Raw genomic sequence first — 26,320 nt, forward strand, 5'->3', positions numbered from 1 at the left:
CTCACTGCTCCATATTCCCCTATACTCCCTACACTCGTTGGTTTTGAATCATACCTGTTTTAAAAACTTTAAAAGATCTAGAAGATTAATAGAAAGTAGAACTTTCTATTAATTTGCCCCCGAAGATTCCTTCTTTGACTTATGTTAAGGGAGGAATTTTTTTATATATTGGAATAATATATAATATATTTTTAGCACTACCTATCTCAATTATTGGTGTTACTCCTTAATCTTCATAAAAAATTACAAATTAAATTAATATATTTATATAGTTAAGATTTTAGTTCAAGTACAATATATGTATGATAAAATTTTTATTGGAGAGGTGAAATCATGGATAATAAGGATAGCAATTATATATCATCACTATTAAATGATGAGAAAGTCCTAGATAAGAATGAAATAGTAGGATTGTTGAATGTGGTTAATGGTTCGGAGGATTTTTACTCGATTTTATGTAAGGCGGACGAATTGACTAGAAGTGAATTTAATAACAAGGGCATAATATTTGCACAGATTGGTTTGAATGCTGAGCCTTGTTCGGTTAATTGTAAATTCTGTTCTATGGGAGAGAAGCATTATTCTTTGGATACTAGTTGGAGGAAGTCTGTTGAGGAAGTTTTAGTTGAGATTGGAGATTTGGTTGAGAAAGGTATTGATGATCTGTTTTTGATGACTACTGCTGATTATCCTATTGATGAGTATCTTAGGATAGGTATGGAAGTGAGAAAGGTCTTGCCTGGGGATGTTAGGCTGGTAGCTAATATAGGTGATTTTGATGTGGATGTAGCTAGGCAGTTAAAGGAAGTTGGTTTTACAGGTATTTATCATATTAATCGATTGAGGGAAGGTATAGATACGGAAGTCAATACTGAGACTAGATTGAAAACTCTAGCTGCTATAGCTTCAGAGAACTTGGAATTATATTATTGTGTAGAACCTATAGGTCCGGAGCATAGTTATGAAGAGATTGCGGATGAGATAATAAGAGCTAGGGATAATAATGTTAGTGTTATGGCTGTTATGCGAAGGATACCGGTGAAAGGGACTCCGTTATTTGATAAGGGGCAAATATCTGCTAGAGAATTAGCTAAGATTGGGGCTGTATCGAGAATTGCTTCGAGACCAAAACGAGCTATGAATGCTCATGAAGTAACTCCTATGACTTTAATTTGCGGTGTTAATCAATTGTATGCTGAATATGGAGCGAATCCTAGGGATCATCTATCTGTTACGGAAAAAAGCAGAGGGTATTGTGTTGAGGATGTTAAGAAGTTATTGTTGGATGCGGAGTATGAAGTGTAGACATTTTGAGGATTATTTTTTATTAAATATTCTTTTAACGCATATTTAATGTTCATTTAATTACGTAAAATAGTATCTGTGAGCTTATTAATATTCAAGCAAACAGATACTATTTTAGAATTATTATAAAGTGGATTTTAAGTTGTTTATGGTTGTGAAGTATAGGCTAAAGTATTTAGGGATTATATACTTTATATGGCTTCTATTATTTTAATTATCAGATCTGATAATCCAACGTTATAGCCGCTGAAGGCATATACTACATTTAGACCTTTATTGGTTAATAGAATCAATGGTAATTTGTCAGGGTCAACGTATACTCTTCTAGCTATAGGTGAGGCATTAGCAGCTGATTCATCATAATAGATTTGTATGTTAGGATATACTTTTAGTGTTTTATTTAGTGTAGCATTAGTTAAAGCTTCTTTATTCCTTAGTACAAAGATGATGTTGCAGGGTAACTTATTTAGTATATCTTGATGTTCCAGCATTTCATTTAGAACATGTTCTGTTGGTTCTTTGCCTTCTTCTATCCAGATTATGATATTCTTTTTATCACCTAGTATGTTACTTGCGATTATTTTATTGTTATCTTTGTCTATTAACTTGAAATCATTGATTTCAATATTTTTGAACATATCCTCTAGTTTGCCTTGGCGTAAGGAAATACCTAATTCTTTTTCAACAAATAGTATGAAACAGTATTTCTTTGAGAAGATACTTCCATTTGGCATTCTGTTGGATGTTATGATTCTATAGTTTCCTGGTTCCAATTCTAAGGTAAGTTTGTCATTAACCCATTTCCTGTCAACAAGATCGAGGGTTTCATATACTCCATTATTTAATTTGGCTATAGTGAAGTTCAACCAGTATTTCCAGTTGGTATTATCTTCGTTGATAAGAGTTAGTTTAATATGACTCTTCTGTAATATATGGTTAACGTTAATGAATCTATCTTCAGTATAGTATTGCAATTCAAGATTTTCTTTGTCTATTCTTGCAGGGATACCTAGTGTACGACAAATAGCGACGAAAAGTATTTTCTTGGACATGCTGTTCCCTTTTTTAAGCTTGAGCAAGTCAACTGGATTAGTGGATAGTAGGTTATATTCTAATTTGGGAAGTTCAGTAATATATGTATCTATATAATCCCATATGCTCGTTGGGTGTTCAATAAATCTCTTCTTTGTGTCTTCGTCAAAATAATCTAATATGTACTTTCTATAATTGGTAATCATCTCAAAATGTACTCTAGGATTCATAATATAATTTTGGAATATCTCTTCTGGATAGTTGCTTTTGTATTCCATAGAATATATTAGATGTTCTTGGAGTATAGTGTTAGTGATATCTGTGTAATCTTTATTAGAAAGACTCGTTAATAATATTATTTTATCATCTATTGAGCACTCTATTTTGCTGTCAATGAAAGCTTTGATTTCTTGGTAATTACCCTTAGATTTTATGAAAATATCTTTTAGAGCATCATCTTTATAATTATTTTCATTCATTAACTTTGATACATTATCATGGGTGATAAAATTGCTCTCTTTTTGTTTTCGTTTATGATTACATTCTGTGAAGCGTTTTTTACCTGATTCTTTTTCACTATCTGTAAGACTTATAGCATATTTCATATTATCAATAGGTGGAACGATATCAATATCCTCCACTACTACTTCTTCTATTATAGAATCATTCCATGAGAGAACTATCTCATCTTGGTTTCTGGTATCTACAAGTTTATTTATGAATCTATTATCCTTGACAGCATGAATATAGATATCTCCAAGTCCTAGTGTTACTCCAGCTATTCCGTCATTATTAGTAATAACCGTAGCTACAGGATAGAACTCAGAATAATTAAGTACTTCAAACCGAACTTTTACTTTATCCATAGGTTCATTATTAGAATCTAGTATTTTGACTACTAATTTCTTGGTATCTGCATAGTTTTCTATACTATTCACAAGAGCTGCTTTATCATTTTTAGATATCAGTTCTTCATCAACTATCTGATTCACATTATTCATAGAAGTAAATATTCTGCTGTTAATGAGCATTGCTCTAGATGCTGCAGCTGTAAACCATCCTATGTTTAGTGAGGGTTCTGGTTCACAGGCTCCAAGATAATTCCACTTACCATTACACCACACTTCTACCCACGCATGATTATCGTCGCAGTGTGACCATCTAGGTACATACACCTGTCTAGCTGGAATTCCAACACTTCTAAGGGCTGTGACTGTGAAAGTGGATTCTTCTCCGCATCTACCGTAAGCCGATCTTAAAACTGTAAGTGGAGAAGCTGTTCTTTCGTCAGTTGTTTGATATGTGGCTTGTTCCAAGCACCAGTAATTGACTTCGATTACAGCTTCTGGCATGTCCTTGTCTTTTATCCTATCAATAAGATTATTATAGAAAGTACGTCTACAATCTTCTATGTTCTCATTATTGATACGATAGAACATCACATATTTAAGAAATATGTTTGATGGTATTTTATCTCCCCAAGGCATATTCTCTTTTAGAAAAAGTCCATGTCTTACATAACTCAAATATATATCAAAGCTATAATTTGCCATATCGCTAAGAGGCATACATGTATATAAGAACTTAATGCAATACTGTTCTATTTCGTTACATTGATCTAATCCCCTTTGTATTTCTTGTTTCTTATACTCTATAAGTTTCAGAACTTCTTCAAAATCAGCATCAATAGTTTTCTTGAGTTCATTAGAAAACAACATATATAACACCTTCTTTTATTATTTTAATTACTTATAAGTTTTTCTAAAATATCTTTTACCTGTGATATTTTTGTGGAACTTGTCTGCCATATACTATATTCACTTAATGAGGCAATACCCATGCTTACCTCTTCTTTTCTGTATTCCATGGAACTGTTTATTACCTCTTTACCAGACATATGATATGAGACAGCTCCAGTAAATTTATACATTTCTTTTATTATTTCTGCCTTAACACCGCCACCTATAAGAATATCTACTTTGCCCTTAGAATTGTTGACCAACTCTCTGATTAGTTCTTTTCCATCATAGCAGCTATTCTTCTGTCCGGATGTTAGAATGGTATTGATTCCTAATTGTTTTGCCTGTTCTAATGTTTCTAAAGGATTCTTACACATATCAAAGGCACGATGTAATGTTATATGCATCCCTTCTGTAATATGGATCAGCTCATTCATTCTATCTATATCCAAAGTTCCATCAGGATTAAGTACACCTATTACTACTCCATCTGCACCTGCTTCCTGAAACATTTTAACTTCTCTTTTAATTACTTCAAATTCTTTATCTGAATAACAAAAGTCTCCAAATCTTGGACGAATCAGCACATTAATCTTTATATTAGTATGTTCTCTTACCATATTAAAAAGGTTGATACTAGGGGTTGTACCACCTATGATTAGATTACTGCATAATTCAAGACGGTTACCACCACCTTTTTCTGCTTCTATAGCTGATTCTACTGAGTCTACACAACCTTCAAGAATATACATCTTATTCGTCTCCCATTCCAAATAAAAAGTAAAGTGATGTGACTGGGGCACCTGTAGCACCTTCAGACTGATACTGGAATATTGGCGGATTCACCCATGCAGTACCAGCTATATCCATATGAATCCATGGCAGTTTCTCTGCAAAACTTCCAATAAACAATCCTGCTGTTACTGTCCCTAGATAATCCTTACCCATATTTTTAATATCTGCTATATCACTTTTTAACATATCCCTATACTCATCATATATAGGAAATCTCCAAAACTGTTCTCCTGATTTTTCTGAGGCTTTTATCAATTTATCATAAAACTCTGTGTTATTAGTCAATACCCCAGTTGTTGTAAATCCTAATGCTGCAACAACAGCACTGGTAAGTGTTGCAATATCTATTACTTTATCTATACCTTCTACTTTTATACCATATGTAATTGCATCTGCAAGAATTAATCTTCCTTCTGCATCTGTATTGATTATTTCTATTGTCTTACCTGACATAGAATCAATTACATCGCCAGGTATATAACTTTCCCTTGAAATACGGTTTTCACAGGCTGGGATAATTCCCACAACATTAGTCTTGACTTTATTCATTGCCAATCCATATATAGCTCCTATAACCGCTGCTCCACCAGCCATATCACCTTTTATGCCACCCATTGTATTACTGGCTTTCAAACAATATCCTCCTGTATCGCAGGTAACACCTTTTCCAACTAATCCAGCAACCTTATCACTTGTAGAATCGCCTTTATAACGCATTACAATTAATCTTGGTGAGTTACCGCTACTACTGCCAACCGTTAGAAAAGCTTTCATATTCAACTCTTCCAATTCATCTTCTTTAAGAATCTCCACTTCAAAACCAGCTTTATCACCTAATAATATAACTTCCTGTGACAACAATTCAGGCGTTAATCTATTGGCTGGTGCATTAACCAAATCTCTAGCTATGATTATGCCATCTACAATATTTTCTGCTTTATGTATTATTTCTTTAACCTGATTAATGTCCTTATGGATTCCTTGGAGAAAAACAGTGTAATCATATTCTTTTTTATCAGTCTTATAACCATAGAATTCATAATTACCTAATTTGATACCTTCTACTAAGTGGAATAAACATTGACTATCAAATCTTTGTATAAAAGGAGTAATGTCCATACCATATTCCTCTATACCTGCTTTCTTCATCTGTTTTACGCTCTTGGCTACAACTGATTTTAATTTCTTCATATCTAAATCACGGTAGCCACCTAAACCAACAATGACATAGAATTTATTGGATATATATATGTTTGTTACAGAATACAGCTTACCTTCTAAAGTGCTGGAGATATTTCTGGCTTCTAACACTTCATCTGGTATATAACTTGAATCATCTTCATATAAAAAAATAACTTGCCCTTTGTAATCCCTTTTTCCACTAACACTTATCATATGGCTTCACCAGTTTGTTTTAATTATATTCTATACAGAACATCTCATGCCCTTCAATCTTATCTGCTGTAAATAGAATATAATTACCTTTCCGTTTATATTCAATAGTTTGCTTATCAGAAATATTAAAGAGATTGTCGACTTCTTTATCTCCTACAAATACTTGGAATGATATGTTAGCTAGAGGAATGATATCTTCAATAGTATATAGATTCTCTGCCCTTTTTTCTGCTATATAATGTAATACATGAAGAATATCTCTGTTCTCTTTACACTGGGTATTCATTGTAGTCACTATTGTAGAAGGTCCATTATGCTCGACATACTTTTCATCCAACAACAATCCTATTGCATCTTTAATTATCATTTTACACCATATAGGACTATATTGTCGATATGTTTTAAATATAGGATGTGAAAAATATATTACATTATCCTTTCTTGTTACTGCTGGATATCCTTTTTCTCCTGATGATGGTGTATGCTGATGTGAACAGAATTTCTTACCTTCCCTATTGAAATAAGGCTTTACAGTATTCATAAGTATTAGACTTTCCTTAGCTTCAACCTGAGCACCTCTTAGATACATTACATATTCTTCTTCAGATAAATCCTTTCCAATAAGATTATTAGGATAAATAAAATCCCTGTAATATGGAGACTCCTGTTTATAAGTTACACCATAGAGTTTGCTAGTACCATTTACAGTATCTATACAGGAATGATAACTTCCTATAACTTTTCCACCGTTACTTATATACTTTTGCAAAATGTTTTCCAATCTTGGTGAGTAATCTATATCATCAGGTAATATTACAAGTTTATACTTTGATAGATCTGTTCTACTATCTATAATATCAAATTGGTATGATAATTCCTGCAGCATTCTTACAGTACCTACCAATGCAGGTGGTAATCCTAGATCATGGTCTTTAGCTGTATAATATTCTTCTGGTGTCATTACCCCTATTTCAGTCAATGCCTTAGCACCTATACAATAAGGTTCTTTTTCATGGACTTGTTTATAAACATGCCCTATCAAATCATAAGCTCCAACAGATAATTTACCTCTTGGGTCAAGTTGGTCTCCTATTGAACAACCTGCATTCATTGCTAACATTTGAAAACATTCAAATTCAAGGGCTGCTTTATTTTTCAGTGAATGAAAATCTCCCCAATAAGTATGAAATTTTCCTGTCATCCCAAGAATCTCTTTACCCAAATTTCTTGCATATCTTACAGTTGTAGGAAAATGCATATAACCCCATCCACCACTTGGTAATGATTCCAATTCAAGATGGGAATACTCCTTCAAACTATCTTTCAATGCTGGTCCAACATGGGAACTATTATAGAAAATACTAGTGTCTGGTACTCTCTCAGTAATAAACTCTGTTATTTCGCTTTTGAATTCATGTAACATTTCTAGTGAGTAGGCTATTCTATCTGTTTTCTCTTTTGGATTGAATCCTAGTCCAGTCATTTTCTCAACACATTTTGGACAGTTACAATCAACTTTGAATAATATATCCATGAAAAATCCGTCTATATTATCTACTCCCACTACATTAATAATATCTTGTATATGATTTTTGAAATACTCTCTGTAATCACTGTTGAGACAGATAGTATAATAAAAATGTGGTTCAGGTACATCCTGACTATTTATGTACTTTCCCTCTTCATCAATCGCTAGCCATTCTGGGTGTTTTCTGGCTATATATCCATCCCATTGTACCGTTGTATAGATAGGCGCTTTGATGCCATACTTATGACAAGCTTCTATCTGCTGCAATAACAAATCTTTTTTTACAAGATTCGGATGTATCATATCTGGTTGTGACTTGGATGGATAGTATAGGTATCCATGATGACATCTCGCAAAGCATGTAATAGAATTGATGTGTGCATCCTTTAACGTACTAGCAAAATCATCTCCGTCAAAATTCTCAGCTACCCTTGGAATATATTCACTTGTATGAAAATCCAAATGAACTTGCCTGTATCTTAAATCATTCATAATAACCCTTGTATACTAAATATATCAGATTGATACATCAGTATACTCTCCTTTCTTATTTCTGCTTTATATTATTTTCCTATATAATATTTAGATAAACGTTGTGGAGTATTCCATGTTTTACCTACGGCTCGACCGTTGAATGGAGGGTATACCCACAACTATTATTCAAAGGATAAATTAGCTGGTTAACGCTTGACGTTTCATTTACAAGGTCATCCGAATTTTAGTTTGTGGTCGCACAATGTTTAAATATATCTAGGAGGTCTTAACATGCTTTTTATTGGCATTGATGTCGCTTCAAAAAAACATGATGTAATTATTATTTCAGAGTACGGTGAAATCCTTTCAGAGTCTTTTACTATCGAAAACTCTTCTGCTGGATTTAAAAAACTCCATACGGAAATTTCTTCCCATACGGAGCTTTTTGATAACGTCCATATAGGGCTTGAAGAAACTGGTATTTACTCCAGTAACATCCGTGACTTCTTGCACTCTGCCGGTTTCAACGTGTATATGATTAACCCCGTTCTAACCCACCACAGTAGAATGGCATATTCACTAAGAAACACAAAAACTGATAAACTTGACTGCCTTGCAATCTGTAGATATATCATGCATAATTTCACGCATCTCAAACCCTATATATCTACACTATACACGACTTCTGAACTTAAGTCATTATCTAGATTACGTCTAGATAAACTTCATACCCTTGCAAAGGCCAAAATGGAGTTCACTCGATTGCTCCAGATTACTTTCCCTGAGTTTATCAAACACTTCAAACAGCATTCTCAGTGGGCTATGAATCTTTTCTCTTCTTATCCAGCTCCTGCTAAGATTGCTCGTATGCATCTTGACACACTTGTAAGCATTATCAAAATCAAGGGGGATCGTGTTTCTGCTGCTCAATTAATCAAAAATCTTGCTAAAAAAACAATTGGTGATACTTCTATTACCAACTCACTTCTTATAGAGTCTATCATCGATGACATCAATCACTACAACAAACAGATTGCTATTATCGATAAACATCTTGATGCTCTGATGGCTGATTTTGATTTTATAACAACAATACCAGGTGTTGGTAACGTTATTGGTGCTTCTATCATTGGTGAAATCGGTGATATCTCACGCTTTAATTCACCTTCTCAACTATTAGCATTTGCCGGTCTTGATCCCTCCATCTATGAATCAGGAGAGTTCAAAGGTAAACGGTGTCGCATATCTAAACGTGGCTCTAAATACCTCAGAACTTCCATTTTTACAGCTACACGTGTTGCGTGTGTAGGAAAAGGCAAGAACAATCAATTCCGTCAGAAATATCATAAGAAAAAACTTCAAGGCAAGCATCATAATTCTGCACTTTGTAATGTGTCCAAAAACATGATAAATACCATTTTCGCTATGCTTAACAGTAAAGAGGATTTTATATACATTACATAACTCACAATATAATTTAGGTATTCTTAGCAGTACCTTTATTTATGATGTTCTTTTTTATCTATTCAATATTTTCTTCTTTTATTTCATTTTTTACTTGACTTTTGTATAGCTGGCTCCATTTTATATCTACATAGTAATATTATATTTCTTAACCTTTGATAGCACCAGCCGCCAATCCACTTTCTACTTTTTCCTGGAATAATAGATATATGACGAAAGGTACAAAAACAGTAATGATGATTGCAGCCATCAATGGTCCATATTCTGAACCTCTCTCACCATTGAAATTGAGCAATCCTAGTGAAATAGGTTTTAGCTTGTTATTGTTGATAAATAGCAATGGGAAAAGAACATTATTCCAAGCACCTAAAAAGTTAAAAATTGAAACTGTAGAAATAGCTGGAACTGTCAATGGCAACATTACTCTTGAATATATCTGAAAATAACCTGCCCCATCGATGATTGCCGCTTCTTCTAGAGATGCATTGATACCTTTCATGAAAGATGTCAAGACAAATATACTGAAGGGCAATGAAAACGCAACATATAGAAGAATAAGGGCAAAAATATTATTCTTAAGATTAAATGATCCTATTATATATGCAACTGGAACAAGAATTGTATGCATTGGAATCATCATACCCAATAAGAAAAATATTCCTAGGAACTTATTCAATTTAAAATCAAATCTTGCTAATACATAAGCAACCATAGATGATACCACAATCAAAATCGCTACCGTGGATACAGATATGAGTATACTATTAACAAAATAAGTACCCATATTGGCTTCTTTCCATGCAGTAACATAATTACTAATTAAAAATTTCTCAGGCAATCCAAACGGATTATCAAAGATCTCTACATTCCCTTTCATTGATGATAATAATGTAAAGACCATAGGTCCAACAAAGACCAGAGCCATAACTATTAAGAAAATATACACTCCCATTTTCTTTAAGGTCCTGTTTGATTTCTTTTTTGTTTTTTTCATCTCTTCACCTCCATCAAGCTTCTTTTTTTCTCATAATCCATTTACTTCCTAATGTAAGAACCAGCGCAATCAATAATATAATAACTCCTATAGCACTACCTACACCATAATTATCATATCTAAATGCTTCGTAATACATTAACGTCGTTGGCAGATTGGTAAGTCCATTAGGTCCTCCTTCTGTCATGACGAAAATCAAATCAAAAACTTTTATTGTACCAATTATATCCATCAAAATACACATACTGATGATAGGTTTTAACATAGGAATTGTTACATGAAAGAATTTTTTGAAGCTTGATGCCCCATCAATAGCAGCCGCTTCATATACTTCATTTGGTATAGTAGTAAGTCCAGCCAATAAAATAACCATATAATAACCAATACCAGCCCAGATATTAACGAATATTATTGTATTTATTGCTGTCCCAGGATTAATCAGCCAACTTGTAACTAAGCTGTCAAGCCCAATAGTAGATAATAGATGGTTAAGAGAACCGTTAGGCATGAATATGAAATACCACAATAATCCAACAGCTGTCAAAGGGAATATTGTTGGTACAAAAAATACAGCTTTGAAGAATCTATATCCTCTGAATTTTGCATTTATCGCCACAGCCAATAAAAGGGCTATAGGTGTATGGAATAATACACTGAAGAAAACCATTCTGCCCATATTCTTCAATGACAATATAAATGCTGAACTCTGAAAGACAGATATGTAATTCTTGAACCCTACAAAGTCTATAGGAGCTCCTTTTATTCCACTCCATTCAGACGCTGAAAAGAAAACTGCACCGATCATTGGTATAACCATAAATAGTATATATATCACTAGAGCCGGAATTAAAAACATTAAAATTTTAGTTCCGTCCTTTTTGCTTTTTATTTTACGCAATTTTTTCTCCCTCCCATATATGCAAATGAGAATTCCCAAGTTGAATAACAGCTCAAGAATTCTCTTTTGTATTATTAACTTTTATTTATTTTTATTTTGATTTATAAATTTCTGCTTGAATCTCTTGAGCCGCTTGTTCTGGTGTATTACCCACGAACATACCTACGATTGAGTTTCTTGTTCTATCCTGCATAGATGCTAATGGGTCAAAATCAAATACATCAACTGCAATACCTGTAGATGTTCCGCTCAACTCTACAACATCTTGGAATAACTTGCTTAGAGAGCCTTCATCAAGTACCATATCATTTCTAGGCATGATACTCTGCGCTTCTTCTGCATATCTTTTCGCTGCATCAGCAGATGTTAGCATTTTCATTAACTCTATGGTATATTCTTTTTCCTTACCTTCCAATTTTCCATTAATCATGAAAGGATTGATGGATTGCATATCATGATCTTTGAATTGAGGTTTATCTTCAAAATATGGGAATTTTGCAATCTTGATATCATTATAATACTCAGTCTCTTCTTCACTAGTGAATTTTCCAATGTTCCAAGGACCAGTAATAATCATAGCCGCTTCACCTTTTAAGAATTGAGTAATTACAATATCATCACTTAAGCCTGCAACACCCTCTGGAAAAGCACCCATATCATATAATTCTTTTACATAGCTAAGTGTTTCCACAACTTCTGAATCTGTCCATTTCATAGTTCTGTCACCAAGAGCCTTTGGTGCATCTGCTCCTAACCATTTGTATAAAATGTTATTATGTAGATGTCCCGCCATGTAAGTTGATTTTGCTCCAAGAGCTATTGGAGTTTTATTGATTGCTTTTATTTTTTCAATTGCAGCTTTTAACTCATTCCATGTCTCAGGGAATTTATCAATTCCTGCTTCTTTTAGAACTACTTCGTTATAGAAGACTCCTATTAACCCTGATTCAGCTGGTACACCATATGAACCATCAAAGCCTGGAACCTTATAATAATTGACAGCACCTTCTGTCAAACCTTGGCTCCACTCCTTATCAGCTTCGTATATAGGGTCCATATTCATTATCATACCATTCTTAATGTATTCACCAAGATTAGATACTCCTTGAATCCTAAAAATATTAGGTAATGTTCCTGATGCTATATCTGTTTTTAATTTGTTGTTGAAAGAGGATTCATCACCTTGTGATTCATCAATTATCACTACATCGGGATGCTTTTCTTCAAAATCCTTTAGGATATCTCTAAAAATCTGTGCTGACATACTTGGTCCTGCTGATCTTGTCAAAAGTCTAATTTCAATCTTTTCATCTTTCGAATCTTTGGATGTATCTTTTGAAGTGTCTTTGCTACCACAAGCTGTTAAACCAATACCCATTGTCAATACTAAAAGTAACGCAATAATTTTTTTCATTGTTGTACCCCCTTGTTTTTATATTATGATTCATTATCGCAACTGTATAATATCAAAAAATATACAAACCAGCCATAGACATTTCTAATATCTTTTGTACTTTTTCTATATATTTTTTACATATAAAATTTTTTCATGTATACTTATAGTACATTTACATAATTTAAACTTATATTAAATAGTAAGATTAACAATATTGACAAATTCAATAGAAGTTCTAGTAATACTCTTATAACTATTAATGACTCTTGATTAAGGTGGTAATATTCATGACTGCATTCTCAAAAAAAGTACATACTCTATCAATAAACACAAAGATTTTTCTAAGTATCATATTGACCTCTGCAATTATTATTTCCCTGATTTTTATTATAACATCAACCATTATTGTATCTCGTCAATTTGACCTTACAACAACTTCTTCATTGAATGAATTGAATTATATATCCAAGCAACTTGAATTCTCTCTCACTACAGTTGAGAACTTTGGTAAAACTATAGCTGTAGACCCCATAGTTCAAGAATTGGCAAGTAAATATTATAGAAAAGACCAAGCCTTCACATATCTGGATTCCATTGCTCTAAAAAATAGAATTGATACAATAATCCAATCAACAAAATTTATTCATTCTGTATCAATCTATAGCTGTGACAGAAGCCTCCTTGCTACAACAGATACATCTGCTACTCCACCGGATATACTAGGTATTGATATATCCAAAAACATATGGGTATCAAGAGAAAAGATGCTGCCATATATGGTAAAAGATACAATTAATGTTGTATCATATCTACAAGATTTTTACAGCTATGATCTGGGACAGTTATTAGGATATATTGAAATATCAATTCCTGAAACTGCTATATCAGATATATACAGCTATAATACCAAACACGGTTATGGTAATCAATTCATTCTAGATAAATATGGTTTAATCAAGAGTACAGATGGTTTTTATAAGTTATATCAATACTACGTCAATTTTCTTGATGTTGTTGAAAATGAATCCTCAGGATATACTTTTTTAGAAGACAATATTGTTTTCTATAGATATTTTCCCAAACTGGACTGGTATATAATGCATGAAATAAATAGAAATTTCTTTTTGAAGCCATTTTTTACTATTATACTGCTTTCTGCACTAATAGCCTTGTGCGGTATAGCACTAGCCACTATTTTCTCTCATAAGATATCAAAAACCATTACTTCACCAATTCACAAACTAATTGGTCATATACAACATGTAATCAAAGGGAATTGGGAACCAATGGAAGAATTGCAGGTAGGTGAAGAGATAGGATTCCTTTATGGTGAATTCAACAAGATGCTTACAGCCCAATCAAAATTAACTAACGATTTGATAAAAGAGCAAAAAATGAAGCAAAAATTATCACTAGACCTACTACAACAGCAGATAAACCCTCATTTTCTATACAACGCACTTGACAATATCTGTTCTCTTGCAGAAATAGATGAAAAAGAAAAACTTACGGACATAGTAATGAATCTTTCTCAGTTCTATAGAGAAATATTGAATAAAGGCAGCTCTTTCATAACTATAGAAAATGAATTATCCATCATAGAATCATATTTGCACATTATGCTGATCAGGTATTATAATAAATTCGAATATACTATTGATTGTCCTGACTCCTTAAAAGATAAAATCTGTCTGAAACTGTTGTTGCAGCCAATTGTTGAAAATAGTATATATCATGGTATAAAAGAAATTGAAGGAAAAGGTATAATAAGAATCAGTGTCAGAGAATCAGATAATAAGATAATATTCACTGTTACTGATAATGGTATTGGAATTACCAAGGAACGATTAGCGACTATTTGGAGTGAAAACGAAAGCAGTTTTGGAATAACTAATATAGATAAGAGAGTGAAATTATATTATGGTAAAGATTATGGACTTAATATTACCAGTGAACCCTGTATGGGCTGTGAAGTAACAGTAACTATTCCTAAACGAGACAAAATATAATTATATGGAGGTTTTTTCTATGTTAACTGTTTTAATTGCTGATGATGAATATTTTATTAGACAAAGATTAAAGAAAATTATTGACTGGGAAGAATTAAAACTAGAATTCATTGGTGAAGCAGAAAATGGAAATGAAGTTATAGATAAAATAAGTAATACTCAAGTTGATATACTCATGTTGGATATAAAAATGCCTATAAAATCGGGAATTCAAGTAGCTGAATATATTATGACTAATAATATCAACACTAAAATCATTATATTAACTGGTTACAACGATTTTGATTATGCTCAAAAAGCCGTTAAGTTCAAGGTAGAAGATTATCTATTAAAACCTATCAATAAGGAAACATTGAATGAAGCACTTCTTTCATGCAAGAATACTATACTCAAATCTATAGAAAAACAGCAAAAGATATATGATTATAATAATTACCAAAAGCGTACACATTTATATAATACCATCTTGGATTTTAATAATATCCACAGCCTATATAAAAAATATCCTGATATCAAAAATTATGATTCATTGCTCTTTATAGGTGTATTCTGTCCAGAAGATCATGATAATTACATATCATCATTCATAAATCATTTATCAAAGCACTTTAACGAGTTAAATAAAAAAACTGTTTTAGCTCAATCATTTAAAGAAAACGAATCAGTATCAATAATTCAATTAATAATCAAAAGTAAATCTGCAATTAAGATTAATTATATTAATCAACTAATAACCAATTATATAACTGACTCTGTTAATGTTTTTATATCTATTGGTGATTTTATACCTATAAACGAGAATTGGACTAGAAACTATAATCTAGTATGGAATCTTCTTTATCAGAGATATTTTATTGATGATAATATTATATTAAGCAAAAATTCATTGTCACTTAATAAAAATAAGCCAAAATCAATTGCTATAAGAAAAAAATTATTATTATGCTTGAATTCCAAGAATTCCAGAGACCTTACCAAATTGATAAATGATATCTTCATTAATATTAGAAAAAATGCTTCTAAAGATTATCTTATCTTGTCATTAACTGAAATATTTGTTACTCTACAGATAAATTTTCCTGACCAGATTAATTCTAAGAGATGTATTAACAGTTTTGTGCAAGAATTAATATCCGAAGACTATTCTCTACAACATCTACAAGATATAGTTGTAGCTTACACTAATCAATGTATGGATTACGTCAATCACGAAAAACCATCCAATACATCTTTAGTCAATAGGGTGATTAAGTATATACAGAAAACCTATGCAGACCCTACTCTATCTGTAGCTGAGATATCGGATTTCTTTGAACTGACTCCTACTTACTTAGGAAGTATATTCAAAAAAATAGCTGGCCAGTCCATTCTGCAATATATTACGGAACTTAGAATGGAACAAGCCAAAAAACTTCTTAATACCAATAAATACAATGTCACTGAGATATCACAGATGGTTGGATACTCTGATGTATTCTACTTCAGTAAAAAGTTCAAGAAGATTCACGGATGCTCTCCTAAGCATTATTCTTCTTAACATTCTACTACTTGTTCAGATACTCATTAGTACATTCAACTATATAATCAACATCTTTTTCGCTGACATCATTATTGGTTACAAAACGCATAATACCATTTTCAGGGCCATTAACTTTGATATCTTTTTTATTGTAATAACTAATTATATCATCATAATCTATATCCTTAGTTATCTTGAAGAATACCATATTGATGTGAGTATCTTCCAAGAACACTTGAATATTGTCTAAGTCATTTAATTTAGCTGCCAAATTCTTAGCATTTTCATGGTCAATATGCAAACGCTTTGTCATGTCTTTCAATGCTACCAATCCAGCCGCTGCTAATATACCAGATTGTCGTAATCCACCACCCATAAGTTTTCGATTCTTTCTGGCTTTGTCAATAAAAGTTTTAGTTCCTGCTACAATGGAACCAACTGGAGCACATAGACCTTTTGACAAACAGAACATTACAGAATCACAATATCCAGTAATCTCTTTTGCCTCTACGTCAAGTGCAGCTGCCGCATTAAATAACCTTGCACCATCCAGATGTATTGGTATATCATGATTTTTGGCAACTGAATATATTTCTTTTAATACTTCTATTGGTATGACTCTTCCATTGGAATGAGCATTTTCCACACATATAAGACCTGTTTTTGGATAATGCAAGTCGTCTTCCCTTATTTTACTTTTTATCTCTTCTACATCCAATATTCCCTTGTTACTTGTAAGAGTTCTAAGTTGAACACCTGCAATTACAGATGATGAACCAACCTCATGTTGTACTATATGACAATCATCCCCTAATATCACTTCATCCCCACGATTACAATGTGTTAGTAGAGAAACTTGGTTTCCAAAAGTTCCACTTGGTACGAATAAAGCAGCCTCTTTACCAACTAACTTGGCAGCATATTCCTCCAACTCATTTACTGTAGGGTCATCTCCATAGACATCATCTCCGACAACAGCATTATACATAGCTTCTCTCATCTTAGTTGTTGGATTAGTTACCGTATCACTTCTCAAATCAATCATACTAGTATCCTCCTTCGCAAATCTTGTTATACATTATAACATTAATTATTGATAACTAAAATTAAAAATTATATATAATTCATATTATATATTACCAACCCTGAATCTCTTAATAATTTTAATTCTCTACATATACAAAACAAAGATAAAGGCATCTAATGTACTATCAGACACCTTTATCTACTGTTCATAATTTAATATCCTAATTATAAACCTCAAACTCATATATTGATGGGTCTCTGCCCCAACCACAAGAGTCTGTTTTAGATGATGTAATATATAATCTTACCTTACTTGATTCTATAGGTTCAAATATATTGATACAATAATGACCTATAGTTGAATCTTCAGTAATATCTATCCAATCATTACCATCCAGGTATTGTAACTTATAACCTGTTATCCTATCCAAAAATTCTCTCAATACAATCTTACTGAAAGTAGTAGGCTCACCAAAATCAATTTCCAGCCATTCACCAGGTCCAGTACCCCCTGCCGCATTCCATCTAGACATAAGGTTATTATCAGTTACATTATTGGCTTTATAGAAATCGTCATTATTGTGATAACTGGAACAGCTTACATTCTTATTAGCAGCAAGATTATATCCTAGATCACTTACTGGAATCTCATCACTCTCACTGTATAATTCAAATTCATATATTGATGGTTCACTTCCCCATCCATTGGAATCTTTTTTAGTCTCTGTTACATATAGCCTTACTTTATTAGCCGTTACTGGATCAAAATCAAAAGTATGTACTGAATTATCAACATTAGTTGCAGCTGCAATATTAACCCACTGGATTCCATCCCAATATTGAAGCTCATATCCAGTCATCCTATCCAGAAATTCTTTAATTACAACTTTATTGAATGTAACTTTTTTGTCAAATTCAAGCTTCATCCATGAACCTGCTTGGTCACTATGTGCCGCATTCCATCTTGTGTTCATAGAACCATCAATAGCATACTCATCTATGTTATCCCCGTTTTCGTAGCTGGAAGTACTTACATGTGCAAAAGGAGCAATGTTTTTACTGGTAGTATCCTCGTTAATCCCTGTTGCATTAACTGTTATATCAACTGGTCCATTATGATTTACTGTTATTGTATATTCTTTTAGTGCTTCGTCCCAAGATGCAGAATAATTATAACCATTATTACCCTCTATACTAGTTATACTTGGTTCGCCATCTGTAGCTCCCTTAATCTTAATGATACTCTGGCGAAGTTCATCATCTGTAGGATTAGCAATATACTGATTACGAACATACTCTTTGATATCATTTTTAAATTCATAATTAGGATTATTCCATACATCTGTTTCAGCATCAATACGATAATTGCTAAGATGTATATCAAGAGAATTTTCACCTTCTTCGATAATGCTGAAGGTATGAGGGTCAATCTGTCCACTGATACTTGTACAGGTATTTATTTTAAGAGGAAACTCAAAAGTAGTAGCAACATTCTCATTCTCATGAGGGTTAGCAATAAACCAGTTATCATCAACATTTACAAACCAAGAATCACCAGTCCCTATAGAATGATAAATAGAATTCATAAGGTTGACCTTTTCATAAACAGATGGAAAATGACCATCATATTTATTAGAATGAAGAATACTAGTAAAATGATTCATCTCATCTTCACCTGATAAAACAGGTAATATTGGTATTCCAAAATATCTTCCATTGGAAGGCATCCATTCATGCTCACTATTATCAGCACCATACAATTTCTTGAAGAATTCATCATCCTCTAATGCACCTGGCTTCTGCTCAGTTGGATGGAATGCAACCTTGACTTTATCATATACTTCCTGTTTACTTGGAATAATAGAATCGTTAATCATTTTTCTAATCAGTGGTAGAACAACATTATTGAATGCTGGTGTCAACTGGTCTGATTCCATAGATGTAAAACCATGGTAAGGACATTCCAATGAAAAAACATTGGCACCAAATGCCATATCCTGTAACCAGTCCACTCCATATTGGGCATCTGGGAATGTGAATACTTTCTTCCATTCATCTTTTCTGAATATATCTGTCCATATAACAGATTCAGGTTCTTCATACAATCTTGAATAACCTGCTTCAGCCCATAACCAGTCTTCTGAATTGCTTCCCCAATTGCCTGCTAAGTCCGATAACCATAATCCCATTGCCGCCGCTGGTGTAACAAAACGCTTACTTTTTCCATTGTGCTTATCCATAATAATAATATGCTCACTGTTATCCTTGAATTTATTGAAGAGCTCATTATCAGCTCCTATCTTAAGAAAAACATGTGTAGTAAAGGTAGCCATATCCTGCCATATGAAATAACCACCTTTGGCTGCTACAGTATCAATAGTATCCTTCATAGATTGTATTGTACTGGCATCTGGCGTAACTACACCTAGATTGGCAACACTAAGCTCTGCAATACATAATCCAATAAGTACAGAATACTCATCAAACAACTGTGAATAATAGGATTTTGGTATATTACTATGAGTATTGAAGGATTCATTTTGGATAATTACAGGAACACCTAATTCTTGTGCTTTATCCAACATGCTTTCAATCCAGTTCCTATTGACTTCAGTATAATTGTAAGGAGATTCAGGCAATATCATGATAGCAAAGTAATCTTTGACATCATCAGGTAATATATTCCAAAATGCTTCAATATTATCTGGTCCCTGATCTCCATAATATATATTATAGAAAAATAAAGGATTATCTTCCGATATAGGTCTTCTAAGAGGTGTTGACGCTTGAACATCATTATTGATATTGAACACACTAGACATATAACTAAATAAAAAAACCGATATTATGAAAAGACTTACAATTCGTTTCATTACTTTTCCTCCATATTGTATAGTTTTTAACTGCATTGAACTTCAAGAAAACGGCTATGTAGTATTATTCTAGCAGAGAAATATCCCCGTAAGTCAAATTAAACAGCTCATATATCATCACCTCAATTATAACTTATTTATTTCATATCTTAATTATATTGAAATAAATATGGTGGATATATGAGCATATTTTTACATTCCTTATCTTTTATTTACTTATCAGATTAAAAAGCATAACATATGTACTATTAGTAATAAAAAGCGTACTTCTCCATTGCATCCATCAACGCTTTAACATTTTCCAAAGGGATTCCAGGATAAAGTCCATAGATCATCATGAGACCGCCTTCTTTTCTTCCTATTTTTTCTACCTCTTCTCTAATAAGTGTATCAACCTCCTTTGGAGTACCATTAGGAGTAATGAATTGTCTATCAATATCAAGCTCTATACAAACTTTTCCAGCGAACTTATCTGCTATCCAATCAACACCATTTGTATTATCCTGCATGTTTATAACTTCTACTCCACCATCAATAAGATCATCAATTAGATCATGCAAATCCCCATCAGAGTGCATATGGACAATAACTCCTTTATCACGAGCTGGTTTCATTAGTCTCTCATAACTTGGTTTTATATATTGCTTAAAATAATCAGGTGATATCATAGGTCCTTTCTGCATTCCAAGATCCTCTGCATAACCCATCACATCAACACCTATTTCAAGGTATTTATTAACGATATAACTGTTGAATTCTTCAACCATATCAATTAATTTTACAAGATTAGGATGATTATCAACCATATCAAAAATAAGGTTTTGATACCCTCTTATATCACATAATTGAAGAAAAGTATGTCCATGACGTAGTCCTCTATAAACCAAATCTCCATTCTCCTTGATTCTTCTAATATCTTCGGCTGCTTTATTCCAATCAATTTTACCTATACCCATACACTTTGTAGGGTCTGGTGCTTTATAGTCAGTAAAAGCTCCCCAATCAGCTAACGGATGCTTAGTTACAGTACCTGTAATTCCATCCATTGATGTTTCCCATAAGCAACCCCAATCATCTACAAATGGCTCATTTTTACGTGCACAATTAGCGAATACAGGTTTGTAGACCCCTTTTGGTCTCTTGAAATCAGGAAACAGGAATTTATGTGTTTCCATTAATTCAAATAGTTCTTCTTGAGGATAATGCTCCCAACAAGCATCATTGATATGAAATGTCATAGGGATATAATCAGGTCTTTCGAACCTTACTGCTTTTTGATAATTTATTTTATTAATCATAGAATTTACCTCCTGCTTTTTGCTACATTATATCAAAATCATCTAGAACTTTCTTTCAAAATAGTAACGTGCTATAATATCATACAAATGGATAAAAATTATATAGGGGAGATTATTGGTGAATAAGAAAACTGGTGTTAATGAACGTTGCGTTGTGGATTTTTCAGTTATTGATAAAGAATTCTCTTTTAAATTAGGGAAAGTAAACTATATAAAAGCAAGGCAGCCTCTAGATGCACATATTCATGAGAATAAAATTGAATTAGTGTATATTGTAAAGGGCGAACAGATATATAATGTCAAAGACAAGGATTATGTAGTTAGAAGTGGTGAATGTTTTATAGTATATGCTGACGAACTTCATAGTACAGGCTGTAATCCAGAAGATAAAGCCTATTTCTATTATTTTATCATAGACCTTAATAAGCATAAGAATAACTTAATAGGCTACGGAGATATTGAAGGAGATAATATTGTCAAATTGATTAATAACAGTGAAGATAGAGTATTCAAAGCATCAACAAGAATCTCTGAAATATTTGATAATCTGATAAAAGTTCCCTTTAGAAATGTTCCATATAAAAAAACCATCATCAGAAATCTGGTTTCAGAATTACTCTTGAACATAATAGAATGCAAGAATACTCAAAATAGAGATTATTATAGCAATACTATGCAAAACATAACAGATTACATAGAAGAAAACATCTACAGCAACATTAGTATTTCTGAACTAGCAGATATTTGCAGGCTATCTGAAACACGATTCAAGACTAAGTTCAAAAACCAATTCAGTATGCCTCCTCATGAATATATTCTAAGAAGAAAAATAGGCACAGCCAAGATTCTATTAAGCACGACTGATATGACAATAACTGATGTGGCATTCACCCTATCCTTTTCCTCCAGTCAATATTTTGCAACCGTTTTCAAAAGATTTACCTGTATGAGTCCAAAAGACTATAAAAAAATATATTATAAAAAATAATAAATCCCCAATAACGAATAGGCTGTGGGATTAACCCGAAGCCTATTCGTTATTAATTATTATTTATCGTATTGTACTCCACCTACATCATAAACACAGAATTCTTCTATCTTAGGGTCCCCTGATGCCGAATCAATATATAACCTTACCTTAGTTCCTTGAACCTTATTGAAATCTATTTCCTTAGAACTTCCTATTGTTGTACCTGAGTAAACATCCATCCATGAAGAACCATTGTAATATTGTAAACGGAATCCATTTACTGCATTATCCCTCTCGTTAATGACCACTCTGTCAAATGACATCAATCTACCCAAATCAACTTCTAACCATGCCCCTGAAGTCTCTCCTTCAGCTACCCAGAAAGATTCCGTTGTTCCATCTATGGCACATGCTGGTATCGTCTGATAAGTATAACTGAAATTACCTACACTACTAAAAAGATAATCATGTTTTGATGATGCATTGACACTCTTGCCTATCACTAGATTTTGATCACTGAATGTACCAAAATGTGAAATACTAGGATTAGAGTCAGCTGTATCTATATATAATCTTATCTTTTTGGTACTTACTGTTTGGAATGATTTATTTATATATGAGCCTATTATTCCATCACTATAAATATCAATCCAGTCACTACCATTCCAATATTGGATACGATAAGATGTTATATTGCTGCCATTTTCTTTTATCTCTACCCTATTTACCTGAGTCTCATGAGATAGGTCTATCTCTATCCACTGATTATTGGCTTCATTAGCTGTCCAATAGGTTGAATCATCTCCATCAACAGCTTTATCTGATATATTAGAACCATCATTGGAAGAAGAAACAGTATTTTTATTTAATGCAGAATCAACTGGACCAACATTTGGCTGACCATTATCTCCATTAACAATTATGTATGGAGTATGACTCTCTGCATATATATCAACCTTACCATTTATTACTGGTATCTTCTTGATATATGACCTTCCGCTTTCTGTCAGCTCATATAGGTCAACAAATGAGTAATTATTCCAACTAGCTGGTAATGTCCATTCACGTGATTTTGCCCCATCATAAAAGATGAATATTTTTTCTGTACCATCTGGTGAAGGAATGAACCTGTCGTAAGCATCGGCTATAACAACATCACCATGTGTAAGACTATACTTGTTATTTCCCTTATCCCATCTTGAAACTACATTGTCAGTAAAAGTTAATTTATATTCACTATTATTATCCGTCCAGCTTAATGCATTATAGTTCCTCATATATGCTGCTGGTAATGCATAGATATATGTATCATCTACTATATCATCTTTTAGAGTGATATTCATATTTCCCCATCTCTCGTTGGAGGATAGCACACCCCAAGTCTCTTTGTACCCTGCACCTGGATAATGATTGGAGTCTTCATAATACTTAGCATATATTGTTTGTCCCTCATTAATGAAATTATCTACTTTCGAATCTCCCCATCTACTCTTGAATACGAATATACCATTTCTACGATGTAATGGCTGATAATATTCTGTAGCCATATAGACTCCTCTTTGTTTAAAACCATCTGCCTGCATCTTCATTGCAAATCTTTCTTCTGCATCATAATAACCATCATAAGGACTATTTTTCACAAGCATTACATCTTGATATATCACCAATGGCTCCCAATAATTGTCTAGAAATTGATTCCTTCTAGTATCCATAGTACCTTTTTTATAGTCTTTGAAATGTGAAATGGCATAAGCTGTTGGTAATGCACCATACTGCCATGACTTTATTCTATTACCAAATTTATTTTTAGCTAAGATATCATCATCATAAGCAGGTGAATCTTCATACATATCATCTGCATTGACATGAAAAGATAGTTCACCGTTATACTCTTTCATCTTTGAATAATATTCTACAGCTGTATCCTTACCGCCTAATCCAGGATTGAAAACCGGATTCCAATCAGGATAATCATCATCATGTCCATGTCCATTCCATCCAACATATGCTAATACTTGATTAGAGCCTTCTGTTTGGTAATAGATTTGTTTCATGAAAGCCAAAGTTTGTGGATAGGTGGTCTTTATCTGTGAAGCTCCTCCTAGTGTATTTTTTTCATCTTGATATGCTCCTTGTACTTGATGCCAATTACCTCCATTCTGGAAAAAGTTCTTTAACTCCACTGGCAATTGAGGTAACTGTTCTCGTACCCATATAGCTCCATCTTCCCAATTTACATAAGAGCTATTATTGGTATCACCACCAATATAGGTTCTACTCTCGAACATTAGATCTGGTTTAATGCCTTTAACCCTATAATGATACTGATTATCATAGATAGCCAAACATCTTTTACCATCTGCTCCAGTTTTACCAGCAAAGACAAATGGATAATCATAAACATTGTTATAAACAGCTCCAACAGCATTATCATTCCATATTATTGGCCAATCAGTATATTCATAGGTACCTTGAAATCCTGATACACTGTTGGCAATATCTCTTATGGTATGTCCATTGCTTTCTAAAAAGGTATATATCCCATAAGCTCCAGATTGTTCTTCCACAGTTCTCATAATAGCTGTTGTAATTGTAATTGTCTCTATATTAGGTTCTCCATTACCGCTTATATCTGTAATTCTTCTAACTAGTGCATTCCCTTCTAGGGTAAAAGTGTAATGTATAGAGACATCAAATCCTGGTATGTATACATCATAATCCGCAGAATCCCCATTAGTCTGAAGAGATGTCACTTTAACATCATATGAAGTTCCATTAATATTAATCTGAGGATGCTCTTGAGCATCTGCACCATAGAGCATTGATTGTGTATTATTGATTCTGTATTCTAATGGTTGTGGAAAAAACTTATCTAGTTTGACCGTAATCATACCATTGGTGATATCAGTTGTAGCCATAGTATCATTAGTCTGTAGAATATCATCAAACAAGTTATCAGTTTCCGACCAACCCATGAATCCAATCTTACCACTGACGGCTGGCTGACTATTATTCAACTGACCTTCGTAGATTACTTTACCATTACATGTCACCTTAATATATTTGTCTATATATATTACCCTCACTGTATACCACTGATAAGGTGTCAATTCATCCCTTTGGACATATATATCATTGGAAGCAACACCATCTATGGTCTCTCTAATCCTCCAATGACCATCTTTTTCATACCCCACCCAAGTATAAGTATCATTGGAGGCATATCTGAATAGACCTCCACATCTGGATTCACTTGATGGTCTCATTCGAAATTGGTAGAGTCCATTCTTTATATCCATTGAATCATTATCTACAACGAATGCATCTCCACTAGTTCCTAGAAGTCGTACAATCCCATCATAACCATATATATTAGCTGTTTGATTATTGACTACAGCAAGATTATCTATAGTGTTATCATTAAAATCATCAGTATAGATAGAATTAGTTGTTGATACAAAAGTATCTGTATCAGGCATTACATCACTTGCATAAACTCCCTTGGAAATGCTTAGATTAATATTTATCATCATACAAAATACTAGTATTGTTACAAGCATTTTCTTTGTGTTTTTATATATAATACTATCTTTCATATACCTTCT

16 protein-coding genes are annotated in these 26,320 nt (G+C 32.9%); 5 read left to right on the forward strand and 11 right to left on the reverse strand.

Translation table 11 applies throughout. The features are described from left to right. The first annotated feature begins 333 nt into the window (after positions 1–333). A complete protein-coding gene (locus HYG85_RS01655) occupies positions 334–1,305 on the forward strand; it encodes a biotin synthase BioB (RefSeq protein WP_212692007.1) in 972 nt (323 codons plus the stop codon). Between the two features lie 191 nt (positions 1,306–1,496). On the opposite strand, the gene HYG85_RS01660 is transcribed toward HYG85_RS01655, so the two are convergent. Genes HYG85_RS01660 through HYG85_RS01675 form a run of 4 tightly spaced genes read right to left on the reverse strand, consistent with a single transcriptional unit; the run spans position 1,497 to position 8,286 of the window. Beyond that, positions 1,497–4,055: a transglutaminase domain-containing protein gene (locus tag HYG85_RS01660; RefSeq protein ID WP_212692008.1), complete on the reverse strand. Its 2,559-nt coding sequence runs from the start codon at positions 4,053–4,055 to the stop codon at positions 1,497–1,499. A gap of 23 nt (positions 4,056–4,078) precedes the next feature. Further along, positions 4,079–4,828 carry a copper homeostasis protein CutC gene (locus HYG85_RS01665; RefSeq protein ID WP_212692009.1) on the reverse strand — a complete coding sequence of 250 codons (750 nt, stop codon included), beginning with the start codon at positions 4,826–4,828 and terminating at the stop codon, positions 4,079–4,081. A 1-nt stretch (position 4,829) separates the two neighbouring features. Next, a complete protein-coding gene (locus tag HYG85_RS01670) occupies positions 4,830–6,266 on the reverse strand; it encodes a leucyl aminopeptidase (RefSeq protein WP_212692010.1) in 1,437 nt (478 codons plus the stop codon). A 19-nt stretch (positions 6,267–6,285) separates the two neighbouring features. After that, entirely contained in the window at positions 6,286–8,286 is a 2,001-nt protein-coding gene (locus HYG85_RS01675; protein WP_212692011.1) for an alpha-amylase family protein, read from the reverse strand. Positions 8,287–8,559: 273 nt separating this feature from the next. Here HYG85_RS01675 and HYG85_RS01680 point away from each other — a divergent pair, with 273 nt between their 5' ends. Continuing rightward, positions 8,560–9,732: an IS110 family RNA-guided transposase gene (locus HYG85_RS01680; protein WP_113671495.1), complete on the forward strand. Its 1,173-nt coding sequence runs from the start codon at positions 8,560–8,562 to the stop codon at positions 9,730–9,732. A 148-nt stretch (positions 9,733–9,880) separates the two neighbouring features. Here the strand turns inward: HYG85_RS01680 and HYG85_RS01685 are convergent, their stop codons facing one another. The 3 genes from HYG85_RS01685 to HYG85_RS01695 form a co-directional block, all read right to left on the reverse strand. Beyond that, complete coding sequence (locus HYG85_RS01685; protein ID WP_113676079.1) at positions 9,881–10,726, reverse strand: carbohydrate ABC transporter permease; 846 nt, start codon at positions 10,724–10,726, stop codon at positions 9,881–9,883. A 13-nt stretch (positions 10,727–10,739) separates the two neighbouring features. Further along, on the reverse strand, positions 10,740–11,624 hold the full coding sequence (locus tag HYG85_RS01690) for a carbohydrate ABC transporter permease (protein ID WP_212692012.1): 885 nt from the start codon (positions 11,622–11,624) through the stop codon (positions 10,740–10,742). Between the two features lie 91 nt (positions 11,625–11,715). Next, positions 11,716–13,038 carry an ABC transporter substrate-binding protein gene (locus HYG85_RS01695; protein WP_212692013.1) on the reverse strand — a complete coding sequence of 441 codons (1,323 nt, stop codon included), beginning with the start codon at positions 13,036–13,038 and terminating at the stop codon, positions 11,716–11,718. A 269-nt stretch (positions 13,039–13,307) separates the two neighbouring features. On the opposite strand from HYG85_RS01695, the gene HYG85_RS01700 reads away from it, so the two are divergent. Next, positions 13,308–15,029 carry a sensor histidine kinase gene (locus HYG85_RS01700; RefSeq protein WP_212692014.1) on the forward strand — a complete coding sequence of 574 codons (1,722 nt, stop codon included), beginning with the start codon at positions 13,308–13,310 and terminating at the stop codon, positions 15,027–15,029. Positions 15,030–15,048: 19 nt separating this feature from the next. Continuing rightward, positions 15,049–16,566, forward strand: a complete 1,518-nt coding sequence (locus tag HYG85_RS01705; protein ID WP_212692015.1) for a response regulator transcription factor — start codon at positions 15,049–15,051, stop codon at positions 16,564–16,566. Between the two features lie 7 nt (positions 16,567–16,573). On the opposite strand, the gene ltaE is transcribed toward HYG85_RS01705, so the two are convergent. The 3 genes from ltaE to HYG85_RS01720 form a co-directional block, all read right to left on the reverse strand. Further along, complete coding sequence (gene ltaE, locus HYG85_RS01710; RefSeq protein WP_212692016.1) at positions 16,574–17,593, reverse strand: low-specificity L-threonine aldolase; 1,020 nt, start codon at positions 17,591–17,593, stop codon at positions 16,574–16,576. 202 nt (positions 17,594–17,795) lie between these two features. Beyond that, positions 17,796–20,447 carry a glycosyl hydrolase family 98 C-terminal domain-containing protein gene (locus HYG85_RS01715; protein WP_212692017.1) on the reverse strand — a complete coding sequence of 884 codons (2,652 nt, stop codon included), beginning with the start codon at positions 20,445–20,447 and terminating at the stop codon, positions 17,796–17,798. A 248-nt stretch (positions 20,448–20,695) separates the two neighbouring features. Continuing rightward, positions 20,696–21,745 carry a uroporphyrinogen decarboxylase family protein gene (locus HYG85_RS01720; RefSeq protein WP_212692018.1) on the reverse strand — a complete coding sequence of 350 codons (1,050 nt, stop codon included), beginning with the start codon at positions 21,743–21,745 and terminating at the stop codon, positions 20,696–20,698. A gap of 118 nt (positions 21,746–21,863) precedes the next feature. Here HYG85_RS01720 and HYG85_RS01725 point away from each other — a divergent pair, with 118 nt between their 5' ends. Then, positions 21,864–22,733: an AraC family transcriptional regulator gene (locus tag HYG85_RS01725; protein WP_212692019.1), complete on the forward strand. Its 870-nt coding sequence runs from the start codon at positions 21,864–21,866 to the stop codon at positions 22,731–22,733. 59 nt (positions 22,734–22,792) lie between these two features. Here HYG85_RS01725 and HYG85_RS01730 read toward each other — a convergent pair whose 3' ends face one another. After that, the gene (locus tag HYG85_RS01730; RefSeq protein WP_212692020.1) at positions 22,793–26,311 is read right to left on the reverse strand and encodes a discoidin domain-containing protein; all 3,519 of its coding nucleotides are present in this window, start codon (positions 26,309–26,311) and stop codon (positions 22,793–22,795) included. Positions 26,312–26,320: the final 9 nt, after the last annotated feature.

The organism is Vallitalea guaymasensis, from assembly GCF_018141425.1.
In the GTDB taxonomy this organism is placed as follows: Bacteria; Bacillota; Clostridia; order Lachnospirales; family Vallitaleaceae; genus Vallitalea; species Vallitalea guaymasensis.